Origin of the sequence: Listeria cornellensis FSL F6-0969 (assembly GCF_000525855.1) — a bacterium.
In the GTDB taxonomy this organism is placed as follows: Bacteria; Bacillota; Bacilli; order Lactobacillales; family Listeriaceae; genus Listeria_A; species Listeria_A cornellensis.
The window spans coordinates 57,430-70,852 of the sequence record NZ_AODE01000011.1; the positions used below are offsets into that span (position 1 = coordinate 57,430).

18 protein-coding genes are annotated in these 13,423 nt (G+C 39.6%); 13 read left to right on the plus strand and 5 right to left on the minus strand.

From position 1 onward, the window contains the following. The first annotated feature begins 23 nt into the window (after positions 1–23). From PCORN_RS04670 to PCORN_RS04680, 5 genes are all read left to right on the plus strand, one after another. Positions 24–1,163, plus strand: coding sequence for a tetratricopeptide repeat-containing protein (locus PCORN_RS04670; RefSeq protein WP_036078003.1), 1,140 nt, complete (start codon positions 24–26; stop codon positions 1,161–1,163). A gap of 169 nt (positions 1,164–1,332) precedes the next feature. Then, complete coding sequence (locus tag PCORN_RS20070; protein ID WP_241433068.1) at positions 1,333–1,728, plus strand: GIY-YIG nuclease family protein; 396 nt, start codon at positions 1,333–1,335, stop codon at positions 1,726–1,728. 143 nt (positions 1,729–1,871) lie between these two features. Continuing rightward, entirely contained in the window at positions 1,872–2,537 is a 666-nt protein-coding gene (locus PCORN_RS20725) for a DNA/RNA helicase domain-containing protein (protein ID WP_277620158.1), read from the plus strand. Then, positions 2,497–2,985 carry a DNA/RNA helicase domain-containing protein gene (locus PCORN_RS20730; protein ID WP_277620159.1) on the plus strand — a complete coding sequence of 163 codons (489 nt, stop codon included), beginning with the start codon at positions 2,497–2,499 and terminating at the stop codon, positions 2,983–2,985. The genes PCORN_RS20725 and PCORN_RS20730 overlap by 41 nt, the downstream gene beginning before the upstream one ends. Next, entirely contained in the window at positions 2,985–3,335 is a 351-nt protein-coding gene (locus tag PCORN_RS04680) for a nucleotide pyrophosphohydrolase (RefSeq protein WP_077913790.1), read from the plus strand. The genes PCORN_RS20730 and PCORN_RS04680 overlap by 1 nt, the downstream gene beginning before the upstream one ends. Positions 3,336–3,378: 43 nt before the next feature. Here the strand turns inward: PCORN_RS04680 and PCORN_RS04685 are convergent, their stop codons facing one another. The 5 genes from PCORN_RS04685 to PCORN_RS04700 all read right to left on the minus strand — a co-directional run bounded on the left by PCORN_RS04685 (position 3,379) and on the right by PCORN_RS04700 (position 9,314). Then, positions 3,379–4,791, minus strand: coding sequence for an MFS transporter (locus PCORN_RS04685; protein WP_036078006.1), 1,413 nt, complete (start codon positions 4,789–4,791; stop codon positions 3,379–3,381). 332 nt (positions 4,792–5,123) lie between these two features. Continuing rightward, on the minus strand, positions 5,124–5,864 hold the full coding sequence (locus PCORN_RS04690; protein WP_036078009.1) for a WxL domain-containing protein: 741 nt from the start codon (positions 5,862–5,864) through the stop codon (positions 5,124–5,126). A 133-nt stretch (positions 5,865–5,997) separates the two neighbouring features. Further along, the gene (locus PCORN_RS04695) at positions 5,998–7,782 is read right to left on the minus strand and encodes a hypothetical protein (RefSeq protein ID WP_036078012.1); all 1,785 of its coding nucleotides are present in this window, start codon (positions 7,780–7,782) and stop codon (positions 5,998–6,000) included. Between the two features lie 65 nt (positions 7,783–7,847). After that, entirely contained in the window at positions 7,848–8,024 is a 177-nt protein-coding gene (locus tag PCORN_RS19265) for a hypothetical protein (protein WP_159102535.1), read from the minus strand. A gap of 570 nt (positions 8,025–8,594) precedes the next feature. Beyond that, positions 8,595–9,314 carry a YebC/PmpR family DNA-binding transcriptional regulator gene (locus PCORN_RS04700; protein WP_036078016.1) on the minus strand — a complete coding sequence of 240 codons (720 nt, stop codon included), beginning with the start codon at positions 9,312–9,314 and terminating at the stop codon, positions 8,595–8,597. A gap of 226 nt (positions 9,315–9,540) precedes the next feature. Between PCORN_RS04700 and PCORN_RS04705 the strand changes: the two genes are divergently transcribed. The 8 genes from PCORN_RS04705 (at position 9,541) to PCORN_RS04740 (ending at position 13,370) form a co-directional block, all read left to right on the plus strand. Beyond that, positions 9,541–9,861, plus strand: a complete 321-nt coding sequence (locus PCORN_RS04705; RefSeq protein ID WP_036078019.1) for a hypothetical protein — start codon at positions 9,541–9,543, stop codon at positions 9,859–9,861. Beyond that, positions 9,858–10,181, plus strand: a complete 324-nt coding sequence (locus tag PCORN_RS04710; RefSeq protein WP_051999257.1) for a type II toxin-antitoxin system RelE family toxin — start codon at positions 9,858–9,860, stop codon at positions 10,179–10,181. The genes PCORN_RS04705 and PCORN_RS04710 overlap by 4 nt, the downstream gene beginning before the upstream one ends. A 44-nt stretch (positions 10,182–10,225) precedes the next feature. Further along, on the plus strand, positions 10,226–10,564 hold the full coding sequence (locus PCORN_RS04715) for a zinc ribbon domain-containing protein YjdM (protein WP_036078022.1): 339 nt from the start codon (positions 10,226–10,228) through the stop codon (positions 10,562–10,564). A gap of 19 nt (positions 10,565–10,583) precedes the next feature. Further along, complete coding sequence (locus PCORN_RS04720; RefSeq protein WP_036078023.1) at positions 10,584–10,772, plus strand: hypothetical protein; 189 nt, start codon at positions 10,584–10,586, stop codon at positions 10,770–10,772. 141 nt (positions 10,773–10,913) lie between these two features. Then, positions 10,914–11,138, plus strand: coding sequence for a LacI family DNA-binding transcriptional regulator (locus PCORN_RS20075; protein WP_036078026.1), 225 nt, complete (start codon positions 10,914–10,916; stop codon positions 11,136–11,138). Continuing rightward, the gene (locus PCORN_RS20080) at positions 11,104–11,652 is read left to right on the plus strand and encodes a substrate-binding domain-containing protein (protein WP_241433069.1); all 549 of its coding nucleotides are present in this window, start codon (positions 11,104–11,106) and stop codon (positions 11,650–11,652) included. Before PCORN_RS20075 ends, PCORN_RS20080 begins: the two co-directional genes overlap by 35 nt. A 4-nt stretch (positions 11,653–11,656) precedes the next feature. Then, positions 11,657–11,905 (plus strand): substrate-binding domain-containing protein, encoded by a 249-nt coding sequence (locus tag PCORN_RS20085; protein WP_036078030.1) that lies wholly within the window; start codon positions 11,657–11,659, stop codon positions 11,903–11,905. Positions 11,906–12,089: 184 nt separating this feature from the next. Beyond that, complete coding sequence (locus PCORN_RS04740) at positions 12,090–13,370, plus strand: ABC transporter substrate-binding protein (protein ID WP_036078033.1); 1,281 nt, start codon at positions 12,090–12,092, stop codon at positions 13,368–13,370. Positions 13,371–13,423 lie beyond the last annotated feature (53 nt).

Genomic DNA, 13,423 nt, shown 5'->3' on the forward strand with positions numbered 1-13,423 from the left:
TTAATACGATTGGAGTGGGGAGAATGAAGGGTAATAATGTTTGTTTTGTTATTATGGGGTATGGTAAGAAAAAAGATTATAGAACAGGAAGAGAAGTAGATATGGATTTTGTCTATGCTAACTTAATTAAACCAGCGATCGTAGCAACTGGCTTTATTTGTGTGAGAGCAGATGAAATTAAACATAGTTCTATGATTGATATTCCTATGTATGAGCATTTGATGCATGCCAATTTAGTTATTGCAGATATGTCGACGACGAACTTTAATGCAATTTACGAGTTAGGAGTGAGGCATGCAGTTCGTCCACAGTCAACAATCCTTATTTCCAACAAAGATTTTCTTCAAGGAGGAGCGCCTTTTGATGTTAATCATATATCAATATTTAGCTACGACGATATAAATACTAGCTCATTACAGGAAGAAGTATGTAAGGTGAAGGCTGAGTTGATTGAATTAGTAAAGGCAGTAGCGAGCGATAAACGGATAGACAGTCCAATATATTCCCTTATAGGAGATGGTATAACACCCCCTACTATGAGGACAATGAACTTAACTAATCCAGAACTAGATAAGAAAAAGAAGTCATTAAGGGAGCTTATTCAAGAAGGCAATTTGAAACTGACAGAGGAGAAATATTTTGCGGCAGAGGAAGCGTTTTCTGCAGCGATGAATATCGAGAATAGTGATTATTTAGTTCAAAGAAAAGTACTATCTGTTTATAAAAATCCACATAGAGACGAAGCTGATAGATATCTAGAGGCAATAGAAATACTTAATCAACATTTTCAAGTATTTGCTTCTACAGATAGTGAAGTGTTAGGATTATCAGGTAGTATATTTAAGCGATTATTTGAACTGACAGATAATAAATTATATTTACAACGAGCAATTGATGTGTGCTTAAAAGGTTTCGTAATAAATAAAAACTATTACAATGGAATTAATTTAGCGTATTTGCATAATTTAATGGCAAAGAAAGAAGAACCACAAATGCATGAGCAAATAGCTAATTATTATAGAGAACAGGTTAGGAAAATCTGCGATAGATTGATACAGGAGGAAGAGTTTGATTCTAGAGAAGATTGTTATTGGATTTATGCAACCTTAAGTGAGGTGTATTATTGCAAAAAAAACATAGATATGTATAAAAAAAACAAATAATATGGCTCTATTCTATAAACCAGGTAAAGCGGAGCTAAAATCAACGAACGAGCAATTGTTTAAATTAAAGCAGTTGCTTGATATCGAAATGGAAGTATTGAATTAAATAAAGTTGTTGAATTGTCCTAAATTGTAAAGGAAAAAACAGCAGAAAATAGGGGAAATGAACATGACTTCAAAACTAATCCAAATCACAAAATTTGAAAAAGAACCAATCCAAGAAATCGATTCGGCGTATTTCAATAACTATCCAATCGTCTACATTCTCTATAACGATACCAAAAAACCAGCCGCGTACATTGGCCAAACTGTTCATTTGCAACGAAGAATGAAACAACATTTAAGCGACACAAAGCGGAAATCCTTAAAAACCGCCTTGCTCATTGGTAATGAAAAGTTCAATCAGTCGGCCACCTATAATGTAGAAACAAATCTAATCAACTTTTTTATTGCAGAGAAAAGATATAAACTTCAAAATGTCAGCCAAACTTTGGATAATAAGATGCATGATTACTACAACAAAGAATATTACGACCAAACGTTTTTTCGACTCTATCTGGGATGAACTTCGCGAGCAAGATATTGTCAGGGAGTCTCTTGAAGATCTGAGGAATAAAGATGTTTTCAAAATATCGCCGTATAAAGAATTATCCGCAGAACAAATGGATCTGAAGCATCATATTATTGACTATTGCAAAAGGCATATTGATGAGGACAAGCACAGTATATTTTTCATTGAGGGTGACGCTGGTACGGGAAAAAAGTGTGGTTTTAAGTTCGACTTTCAATACGATACAAGATTTGTCAAAGGATAAGGGTTCGAAATTATATGGCACGGAAAATTATTTACTTGTAAACCACCAAGAAATGCTGAAAACATACAAAGAAATTTCAGAGACATTGCCAAACCTAAAGAAAAAGAATTTCATGAAGCCAACAAGTTTTATCAATAGAAAAATGAGTCCAGAGAAGGCTGTAGCCGATATTGTGTTTGTCGACGAGGCCCATTTACTACTTTCGAAAAAAGATAGTTATAATAATTTCAATCAAGACAATCATTTGGAAGAGATCATCAAGCAGAGCAAGATTACAATTGTCGTATACGATCGGAAACAAGTACTAAAATTCAAAAGTTATTGGGATGACAATCTAATTGATCATGTCAAACGTGGCATTCATAGTGAAGTACTCCTGCTAACAAATCAATTCAGGATTCGAGCAGAAGAGGAAATTCTAAATTGGATGGACGCATTTACGAATAAACAGGTTTTACCGTTGCCAAAATCGGCCATGACCGCAAGAAAAGATAGCTTTGAACTTGAAATTTTTTCAGATGCCGGTGAAATGTACAAGAAAATTCAGCAAAAAAAATAAGAAATACGGCCTGTCCAGATTAGTATCAACGTTCGATTATCTACACAAAAAAGATAAAAAAGACTACTTTATAGAGGAGCCCAATTTCAAACTTCCGTGGAATCGTACCCACTATAAGAAAACATGGGCCGAGGTTGAAGAAACCATTCATGAAGTAGGTTCGATTTATACGATTCAAGGTTTTGATTTGAATTATGTCGGCCTCATCTTGGGTCCATCGGTTTCCTACAATTTTGAAAAAGACGAATTGGAGATTATAGCCGCCAATTATAAGGATTCTGAGGCATTCAAGGCTAGAGAAGATATTCCTGTTAATCAAATAGAAGAAGTAAAAATACAAATAATTTTAAATTCTATCAATGTGCTGATGAAACGCGGAATTCATGGCTTATATATTTATGCGACTGATCCAAAACTGCGTCAGAAACTAGATTCATTAAACGATTAATTTTTAGGAGGAATTCTGAATTGGATGATATACTGGCTAAAATAAACGCCTTCAGGGAAGAACGTGATTGGCGACAATTCCACAATCCGAAAGATTTATCTATTTCGATTTCATTGGAAGCTGCAGAATTGCTAGAAAATTTTCAATGGAAAACAAGTGAGGAAGTTTTAAATGGGGACATGGAGAATGTGAAAGAAGAAATCGCGGATGTTCTTATATACTCGTTGATGCTTTCATCCGATTTGAATATGGATGTTAAGGAGATTATTGAGGAGAAGTTGCACAAAAATAGTTTGAAATACCCTGTTGCAAGAAGTAAGGGAAACAATAAAAAGTATACAGAGTTATAAAATAAAACGGCTCATTCGCATCATGGAATGAGCCGTTTTCTGATTATATCCTCTTCGGCAATCTAAAAACCAACACAAAACAAACCATCAACAGTGCGATATTCACATACATACTCGTCTGCAAACCGTCTGAGAATGCCTTGGCTTGTGACACGCCGGTAGCATCGCCGAGTGTTCTGAAAAACACCGAACCAACAACCGCGATCCCGAAAGAGGAACCAACACGTTGCGCCGTGTTAAACATTCCGCTGGCCCCACCGCGTTCTGGCCCAACTACCGTCGAAAGCGTGAAACTGTTCAGTGGTGCAATAATCAAACCACTTCCAAGTCCGGCAATCAACAACGGCAGCGCAAGCCACCAAGCTGAAAAAACACCATCGTGCATCTGAAAAACAACGGAAACCGCTGACAATCCGATTATGACTAACGCCACCCCAAGATGCAGAAGCCGTCGCCCAACTTTTATAATAAACCGATTACTGTTCGCTGCGGCAACCACACTTCCAATCGCAAATGGCGTAATGGCAAGCCCTGATGCAATCGCGGACTGACCAAAACCAGTTTGCCACGTCACCGAGAGAATGAAGAAAATACTCGTAAATGCTGCAAAATAAACCAATGAAAGCAACATTCCAGATACAAATGGCTGGTTTTTAAGCAAGTTAGGTGAAATTAAAGGCTGATTTCCGCGTTTTGCTTGTCGCACACTCCACCAATACAGTAACAGGAAGAACGGTATGGAAGACGCCATCCACATATAATCGATGAACCGGAATCCATTCGACCCTCGTGAAATCACAGGATACAGCAATAACATCAAAGCAAGCGTTAAACCGAGAACACCTGGAATGTCGAATCGCACCTTCTCTTTAGGCGCTTGATGTTTCGGCAAGTACAGCATCGCCAGAACCAAGGTCACTAAAACAATCGGTACATTGACAAAAAATACAGCGCGCCAACCGTTATCAGGCCCAAATAACTCAATCAAGAGTCCGCCTGCAAGTGGTCCAATCGCCGTTGCAACACCAATCACCGAGCCAAGTATCCCGAAGATTTTTCCGAGTTGTTTGCCGTGATACATGTCCATAATAACCGCGTTGATTTGCGGGAAGAATAATCCTGCCGCTAGCCCCTGTATTACCCGGGAAATAATCAAGCTTTTCTCCGTCTGCGCGTAGCCGGCCGTGATACTCATAATTAAAAATAGCAAAATCCCGAAGATATAAATATTTTTCCGACCGAAGCGATCCCCTAAACGTCCTGCTAAAATAAGAACGACCCCAAACGCCAATGCATATCCCGAAATAATCCACTCAATCGATTCACTCGTGGCATGAAGCGCAATCGTGATATCAGGTAGGGCGACATTGACAATCGTTGTATCGAGTAATGATATAAAAGCGCCGAGCATGATAGAAACTAGTGCCAACATTCTTCGTCTATCCGTTTTCTCCATTTTCGAACCCCCTCGTTTAATTAGTCTATTTCCTTCATGCCAAATTCTAAACGCCTATTCGAAAGTATATTGATAGGATGTCGATATATTGTATAAAATAGAATTAATTTACTAATTTTAAGAAGGGTTAGGCATCATCCTAAGGAGAGCTCATTTCTCTAATTTTCGTTGCATTAGTCAAAAGAAGTATAGGAAATCTGAATGAAGCATATGACATAAATAAAAAGTCGCCTTATCCAATATATTGGGTAAGGCGACTTTTATGTTTCGATATAAAAAATACGTGTTACTGATTTACCAGAGGATAGTTCAGACTATAAGTTGGTCAGTTATCATTCAGGAGTATCAGACAATGTCCAAGTTAGCGTTGTTGCATATTCTGAATCGGCATATTTCGCGCTTTTACCTGGAACAGTGAGTGTTACTGCATCTGCTGCAGCTGTGTTGTCAGCGCCAAAATTAGCAACCCATTTACCCATACCTTGTTCTGCTTTAGCATCTAATACTGTAGATGCCGTACCATTTGGATTGAGTTTAATACTTTGGCTAGCTGTCGGTGCTACAACGCCTGTACCTGTTTTTGTGGTAGGTGTTGTTTTTGTGATAGCAATTTCTGCACCATTTAGGCTACGATTAGAACCATCTTTTAATTGACCATCTTGCGCCACTGTTAAATGCCAACCAGCGTTGTTACCACGGTTATCGGATACTTGAATATTATTTGGAACATCGATATACTCGCCGTTAACTTTGACTTTATCCAGTTTTGCTTTGTAGACTTTCGTTTCCCCGGAAATTTCTTGTGTTCCGAAGTCAAACTGTGACGCGTAATCGATACTAAGTGGTCCACTAGTACTAGGATAAGTTGTGCCACCATCTGCAGGATCAAGCGTTTGGTCTGGATCAAGCGGATTTACTGGAGGATTAACGATAGATTCTTCTTGTTTTTTGAATTGGATTTTGCTGTTTGTAGTAACAGATCCGACTTCTGCGGCACTTGCTGATGCGTTCATTTGAGTTAAAACTACTGATGCTGCAACTAGACCTACAACTGCGTATTTTTTGAAATTCATAATGATTATTTTCTCCTTTATAAGTGCTCAGATTTGATGGTGCTATCCGAGGTCACTTGGTGGAACTAAATGAATGGCTTAGAAAAAGTTGGAAAGCTCGTCCTAGGTCATCACATCCTTTCAGGGGATTTTTTTATGGCGTGTCGTTTAACGTCCAAGTAATACTTGATGTATAGTCTGCGCCTGCTTTCACACCAGTTGGATTAATTTTCATGTGGATTCCTTGTTCGCTTGGAGATTTGATTGTAGTAATTTGCTGGGTGTTGGATGATCCTTCAAAAATTGGGAAGGCAATGTTATCTGTGATGCGGGTTTCAGTATTTCCAGAAGTATAGGTAAGTGCATCGTGAAGCTGTTTGCCCGCAGGTTCGTTTGCATTGATAAAAGGTCCGTTGACGGTTGCTGTGACTGCCCAATGACTACCATTATTGCGGGTATCTTTGACTTGGATGTTCCAATCGGGATTGCTTCGGGCAGCGGTTGTTTCGTTACTGCTAATTCCCATGGTTTGAAAGACAAGTGTCTCTGGAGTTGCGTTGAATTCTAGAATAGTGTCATCAATAACTGTGACTTGGACGGTCGCGGTGGTATCTTCAAGTGTTGCGGTGATAGCGTGCGTACTTCCAGGTGTGAGATTCATCATATCATCACTAGACAATACAACTTGGGCACTAACTTCTTGTGAGGTAGAAATGATCCAACCTTGAACTTGGGCACGCTCTCTGATGAGTGCTTCTACTTCCGTCCTATTTTTATTAGCGAGTTCACTCTTGTTTAAGGTAATAGGCTCTGAACGAATCGCGCTATTTCCTGTGACTGTTGTTTGACTATCTTTTACAAAATAAGGAACGTCTTTGATGAGTACGTTACCACCTTTATCTTTAATGGAAATCTTAGCAATTCTAGCGCCAACTGTTGCCGTGGTAGGCGGTGTTTGATACGTGACCGTCTTACTATTATCTGTGAGGTAAGCATCGCCATTATCCTGAATGTTTGTGACAAAACTTTGCGCGGATGGAAGTGCAGCACCTTTGTCTAAGATTTGGGTTACACCATCTGCTGTAGGTGCGATGGTATCTTTGATGGTTACGGTGCTGCTAAACGTACGTGTGAGGTATTTTCCGGATTTTAAGTGATCACGAACCTCGACTTGTACGGTGCTAGTTCCTAGTTTCGTTGAATCTGGCGCTTGAATAAAATCGCTAGATAACGTAACGCTATCGTCTGCTGGCATGGTTACAAAATCACTAGGATTAAGACTAGTTCCAACTTCAACAGTTGGTTTCTTCGTTGTAATATTATTTTTCAACACTTCATTATAACCAGCGGGAGTGATCTCGAAATAGTGGGTTCCACGAGAGACTCCATTCGCTGTTGAAAATGATGTATTCGGTGTCTGGATATAAGTTTTAGGTTCTTCATGGAAAAATTCAAGGATATCACCATATTCCACGCGGGGAGTGCCGTATTGGCTTATAAATGTGGATGCTATCGTACTACCCAATCCTGCCTTGTCGAAATAAGGTGTGTCGCTTAATTGATGGTCATCTGTTACCGTGCGGAGTTTGTTTTGATAATATAGCTTGTCTCCTGCACCGCTATGCATTTTGAAGCCACCTGACGATTTATATCTAGCAATTGAATTTGTCAAGTATGGGTATTCTCCGTGATGGATTGTAATGGCTGAAATCCCACGATTGGTTGCTCCCGCAACACCAAGTCCCGTTGAGAAAATAGTATCTCCGTAGTTAATAGTTACGGGAACTAGAATGTTTTGTGTTGTTTGGGTCGTATTATCCGTCACATTGACTGTGGTATTATAGGTACCAATTTCGTCTGTTGCAGCCAGAGCACCAAAAGATACAGTAACATCTTCTCCGTTCCGAACAACATCTTTCACAAAGGTGTTTGGATCCATAGTTGAAAGGTCTGTACCTAAAATAACACTTTGAGGAACAGCGACAGCAAAGGGGGCTTCCGCTTTTAGTACACTTTTTTAATTTTTGGAGTAGCTTCTTTGTTTTCTTCATTCACTATATTATTTTCTTGTATTTGGCTACTTGATTTATTGTTCTCAATAGTCTCCGCTTTTATAATGTTAGTGAATACTGGAAGTGGTAATAAAACGGTTATGGCTAAGATTAAAAATTTCTTTTTCATAACATCACCTTCTTTTTTTTTGTTTAACTTTCTTTGGAACACGTTTAGTATACAACGAATCGATTTTTTTCTTTTTTTGGGTCTAATAGGTGTGTAGGAGCTCTTAAACAAGAGTTATATGGAGGTAGAGGAATATTTTCTTGATATTTTTACGTTATTATGAGGCTGTAAGGGACTTTATGAACAATTGGTGAACAATGAAAGTTACTATGAAATCGATCGTTTATTGCTCCTGTTCTACATATAAGAGAATAATAAGCTTATTTGTAATGTTATATGGGAGAAATGTTGCTCTAGCGATATAAAAATAAGGAGGCCAATGTGGTTTCTAAACGAAGAATGGAGGATCTGAATAAATCTTATAATGAAGGAAGAAGATAAAAAAATACACCTCACAATGATTCGTGAGGTGTAAATACGCTCGGAGAAAATGATGGAGGAATGGGACTGTATGGCAATAACTATTCCTAGAGTAGTTTATTTTGTTTTTCGATCATTTTGAGAGGTTTTAAAAAGAAATAAACGCTATGCCTCGACAGTGAGACATAGCGTTTATTCTGGTGTCAGAGATTATTCTCCTAAATCCACATTATGATACACTTTTTGCACGTCTTCTAAATCTTCCAATGCGTCTACCATCTTCTCAAATTTCACCAAATCATCTTCTTCAAGCGTCACTTCATTTTGCGCGATCATTTCGATTTCGGCTACTGTGAACGCTTCAATTCCAGTGGCTTTAAGGGCTTCTTGGACGCTGTGGAAATCTTCGGGTTCTGCGTAAACAATCGCTTGCCCATCTTCATCTACCACGTCACGAACGTCGATATCCGCTTCCATCAATGATTCTAACAACTCATCCGCATCTTTATCGGGAATTCCAAAAATCGCGGTGTTGTCGAACATGTACGCTACAGAACCACTCACGCCCATGTTTCCGCCATTCTTACTGTAAGCGGCACGAACGTCTGATGCTGTACGGTTTACGTTGTTTGTTAAGGCATCTACAATCACCATCGAGCCGTTTGGACCGAAACCTTCGTAGCGTAGCTCGGAGTAGTTCTCGTCGCCAGTTCCTTTTGCTTTTTCGATAGCGCGGTCAATGATATGTTTTGGTACGTTGTATGTTTTGGCGCGTTCAATAACGAAGCGCAGTTTTTGGTTGGAATGGGGATCTGGATCGCCTTGTTTGGCGGCTACGTAGATTTCAACCCCGAATTTTGCGTAAATACGACTGTTATTTGCGTCTTTTGATGCTTTCTTTTCTTTAATATTTGCCCATTTGCGGCCCATATTACCACTCTCTTTCTGATTAGGAGTTTTCAGTTACTATGTCTCATTATAAATGTATTGCTGCGATTTGTTAAGTCTCAGACAGAATTATTTGTAGAAGCCTTGGCTACTTAGTTTTTGAAGGGCGTATATTCATTAAATCTATTAATTAATCGATTTAAAAATATATTTTATATATGAATTTAAAGTGGATTATGATATACTTTAAATGAGGAGCGTGATTAAAATGATGTTCATAGAACCGTCATTAAAACCAAGCCAGCTTGTGAGTACGAGTGAAGTCAACAAAGAGTTCAGCAAAATTAAGAAACAAGCGCGGAACAATCCTATTTTTGTATCAAATAAGAATCAAATTGATACCGTGATTTTAAGTTATGATGATTATTTAGCGATGTATAATTTGGCACTGGAGGCACAGGAAATGGAATACTACAAACAGGCAGGGGTAGAGTTGCGGGCTATTCAAAGTGGAACAAGTAATACAGTGGCGCTAGATTTATCGGGAATAGAGGATGATGGAACGCCAGATGCGGAGCTTTTTGAATGAAGTACGACATCGAATTAACCAACTTGGCGGCGAAACAGCTTAAGAAAATGGATGGCTCGGTGAAACAAATGCTTTTAAAAGGTATCAAACGGTTGGCGGAACGTGGCGATACGATTGGTAAGCCGCTTGGTGGAGAACTTGCGGGGTGCCGAGAGTTGAAGTTTCGCGCGGATGGTTTGAGGCTTATATACACGATGGATAATGGCAAGATTGTGATCACGATTTTAACGATAGCGAAGCGGGAAGACGACGTTGTTTTTCAGATGGCTCTGAACGAGTTAAAGAAAGAAATCGCCGCGGCATGGAGTTCCTCGCGATAATGTACTATAATAGAAGTATAAAATCGAAATGGAGGAACTAAAATATGGCTGATTTGCCAAAATGCCCAGAATGTAATTCAGAATACACGTACGAAGATAGAGGTCTATTTATTTGTCCAGAATGTGGTCATGAGTGGTCTGCTGATGCGGCTGAAGCAAGTGATGACGTGAAGGTTGTCCGCGATTCTAATGGCAATGTTTTAACAGATGGCGATTCTATCACGGTAATTAAGGACTTGAAAGTAAAAGGAAGTTCATCCGTGGTCAAAATCGGAACAAAAGTAAAAAACATTCGTTTAGTCGACGGTGATCATGATATCGACTGTAAAATTGATGGTTTCGGACCAATGAAACTGAAATCGGAGTTTGTTAAGAAACTTTGATTTACGAAGGGAATAGAAAATGAGATATATTAAATCACAGATGAAGCAGTTAGTGCGAGAAGATGTGAGGTTGCAACAGAAGCTGAAACAGTTGATGGAGGAGCATGATTTGGAGAAGAGTTTTGCTTTGAAGGCGCTATATCATGCGGAAGTTGCGGATAGCGGGAAGTATATGGAAGCATACCGCGAACTCGACGATTTGAAATAATTTAGTTAGCCCGATTCTATCGCAGAATCGGGTTTTTAGTAAAATAAATAAAAAAAATTAGCTGTTTTTACCGTTTTGTCTGGCGATTTTTTTACTTTAGCTCTATAATAAGGCTATTAAATACTTTTAAAAGGTGATAAAATGGCGACGATGACAGATATTGCGAAATTGGCGGGGGTTTCGATAGCAACGGTTTCTCGGGTGTTGAATTATGATGAAACGCTTTCGGCTTCGGAGGAAACGCGGCGTAAAATTTTTGAGATTGCAGAGAGTTTGGATTATACAAAACATAAACAGAAATCGACGAAAAAAAGTTGGCAAGATAGCGATTGTGCAGTGGAATACGGAAGAAGAAGAGCTCAATGATATTTATTATATGTCGATTCGGATTGGCGCGGAGAATCGTGCGCGGGATCATGGAATTGAGATTTCGACGTTGTATGAACTGGGGAAGATTACGTCGGCGACTATTGATGGGATTTTGGCAATCGGTAAATTCACGTGGCAGCAAGTGGAGCAGTTGCAAGCGATTCACAGCAATATTTGTTTTGTGGATACGGATTACAGGCTTAATAAATATGATTCGGTTGTGATTGATTTCCGGCAGTCGACGCGTGATGTGATCGATTATTTTTTTCAGGCTGGGCATACGAATATCGGTTTTATTGGGGCGGAGGAGCGCAGTGAAATGGACGGTGGCATGAATGATCCACGTTCGGTCGCCTATGTTGCTTATATGAAAGAGCGAGGATTGTATGAGAAGCAGAATATGTTTGTGGTCGGTGGGCGCTTTGATGTGCCATCGGGTTACGAGCAGATGAAGCAAGCGATTCAACAACTGGGGGACGATTTGCCGACTGCTTTTTTTTGTAGCGAATGATCCGATGGCAATTGGTTGCATGCGGGCTCTTGCGGAAAATCATATTCCGGTTCCTCGGCGTGTGAGTATTGTTGGTTTCAATGATATCAGTGTCTCGCAGTATGTATCACCAGCGCTGAGCACGATTCGTGTCTACACCGAGTTCATGGGTGAGGAAGGTATGGACATGTTGTATGAACGCATGAACGGACGCAAAATTGCCAAGCGCACGATTTTAGAAACGGACTTAATTATTAGAGAGAGTTCCAAATAATGATGTAAAATTCCGATGAGGTCAGATATTAAGCTGATTTTATCGGGTTTTTGTTGTTTTTAGTAAACAAAAGGTAAAAATCATTGACTTTTAACTAAAAACTTGATATTCTGTTGGAGAAGTACATTAAATCTTTTCACAAACGAATGAAATGTTAGCGATTACAAAAATGGAGGGGTAAGGAATGAAGAAACGTTTTGCGATTTTGTTGATGGTTAGTATGGTAGCCATGCTTGCTTTAGCGGCTTGTGGAAGTGGTTCCGAGGATAGCATGAATGAGAATAAGAAAGAATTGACAGCTTGGGCTTGGAATGTGAATGTGAAAGCATTAGAGGAAGCGGCCAAGGAATACGAGAAGGATAATAAGGGGTTCAAGTTAAAGGTTGTCGAAATGAGTAACACGGATGCTTACCAAAAAATTACGACGGGTCTTCAAGCTGGTGGAAAGGGTTTGCCGGATATTCTGCTGATTGAAGATGATCAAGTGCAAGGTTATTTAGAAAATTTTCCGAAAGCGTTTGTTAATTTGTCCGATAAGGGATTTGATGATGAGAAAAGTAAATTCCCAGATTATAAAATTAGTCTTTTAAGTAAAAAAGATAAAATCTACGGTTTCCCGTTCGACGCTGGTCCTGCAGGCGTTTTCTATCGTACGGATATTTTTAAAGAGGCTGGTGTAGATCCTAAAACGATTCAAACGTGGGATGATTACATTGCAGCAGGTAAAACTATTAAGCAAAAAACAGGTAAAGATATGATTGGTATGGATTATAACAATGATGATGGTCAATATCGAATTATGTTGAATACGCTTGGCACGTTCTATTTTGATGATAAAGGGGACATCGCGTTTACGTCGGATGAGTCTGTGAAGGCGCTGAGCACGATTCAAAAAATCAAGGATGCTGGCATTTCGAAAAATACGTCTGGCTGGGATCCGTGGGTGAGCGCACTTGCAAATGGGGAAGTCGTGACGGCGCCAACTGGGGCTTGGTTCTCCGGTTCGTTGATTCAACAAGCGCCTGATTTAGCTGGAAAATGGAGCGTTTTCCCGATTCCGTCTGTTGAAAAAGGTGGCAGTCATGCGGCTAACAATGGCGGTAGTAATTTCATGATTCCGACATCGAGCGAAAAATCGGATGAAGCGTACAAGTTCTTGAAATATTTCAGTACTTCCAATGATGTGCAAGAATTGGCGATGAGCGAAGGCGGGCTATTCCCGTCGCTGAACACAGTATATGAAACAGAGACGTTCAAAAAAGCAGGTGATTACTTCACGCAAGATAACATTTGGCAGTTGTTTGCGGCTGAAATGGACGAGATTAAACCAGCGAATTATACTGGGAATTTCTCCATAGCAAAGGATGAAGCAGTGAAGGCGCAATCGAAAGCGCTTGAGGGCGGAGATGTGAAAGATGCATTAGAAGCCGCGAAGAAGAGTCTGGCCAACCGAATTCAACAGTAAATTCGCCACACCGAGGTTTAGCGGGAGGTCTGGGGTAGTCTTATAAAGAAAAG

Excerpts from the sequence above, each read along its gene's own strand:
- PCORN_RS04670 (WP_036078003.1), top strand. The coding sequence starts at position 24 with ATGAAGGGTAATAATGTTTGTTTTGTTATTATGGGGTATGGTAAGAAA.
- PCORN_RS20070 (WP_241433068.1), top strand. The coding sequence starts at position 1,333 with ATGACTTCAAAACTAATCCAAATCACAAAATTTGAAAAAGAACCAATC.
- PCORN_RS20725 (WP_277620158.1), top strand. The coding sequence starts at position 1,872 with ATGAGGACAAGCACAGTATATTTTTCATTGAGGGTGACGCTGGTACGG.
- PCORN_RS20730 (WP_277620159.1), top strand. The coding sequence starts at position 2,497 with ATGCCGGTGAAATGTACAAGAAAATTCAGCAAAAAAAATAAGAAATAC.
- PCORN_RS04685 (WP_036078006.1), bottom strand. The coding sequence starts at position 4,791 with ATGGAGAAAACGGATAGACGAAGAATGTTGGCACTAGTTTCTATCATG.
- PCORN_RS04690 (WP_036078009.1), bottom strand. The coding sequence starts at position 5,864 with ATGAATTTCAAAAAATACGCAGTTGTAGGTCTAGTTGCAGCATCAGTA.
- PCORN_RS04695 (WP_036078012.1), bottom strand. The coding sequence starts at position 7,782 with ATGGATCCAAACACCTTTGTGAAAGATGTTGTTCGGAACGGAGAAGAT.
- PCORN_RS19265 (WP_159102535.1), bottom strand. The coding sequence starts at position 8,024 with ATGAAAAAGAAATTTTTAATCTTAGCCATAACCGTTTTATTACCACTT.
- PCORN_RS04700 (WP_036078016.1), bottom strand. The coding sequence starts at position 9,314 with ATGGGCCGCAAATGGGCAAATATTAAAGAAAAGAAAGCATCAAAAGAC.
- PCORN_RS04705 (WP_036078019.1), top strand. The coding sequence starts at position 9,541 with ATGATGTTCATAGAACCGTCATTAAAACCAAGCCAGCTTGTGAGTACG.
- PCORN_RS04710 (WP_051999257.1), top strand. The coding sequence starts at position 9,858 with ATGAAGTACGACATCGAATTAACCAACTTGGCGGCGAAACAGCTTAAG.
- PCORN_RS04715 (WP_036078022.1), top strand. The coding sequence starts at position 10,226 with ATGGCTGATTTGCCAAAATGCCCAGAATGTAATTCAGAATACACGTAC.
- PCORN_RS04720 (WP_036078023.1), top strand. The coding sequence starts at position 10,584 with ATGAGATATATTAAATCACAGATGAAGCAGTTAGTGCGAGAAGATGTG.
- PCORN_RS20075 (WP_036078026.1), top strand. The coding sequence starts at position 10,914 with ATGGCGACGATGACAGATATTGCGAAATTGGCGGGGGTTTCGATAGCA.
- PCORN_RS20085 (WP_036078030.1), top strand. The coding sequence starts at position 11,657 with ATGGCAATTGGTTGCATGCGGGCTCTTGCGGAAAATCATATTCCGGTT.
- PCORN_RS04740 (WP_036078033.1), top strand. The coding sequence starts at position 12,090 with ATGAAGAAACGTTTTGCGATTTTGTTGATGGTTAGTATGGTAGCCATG.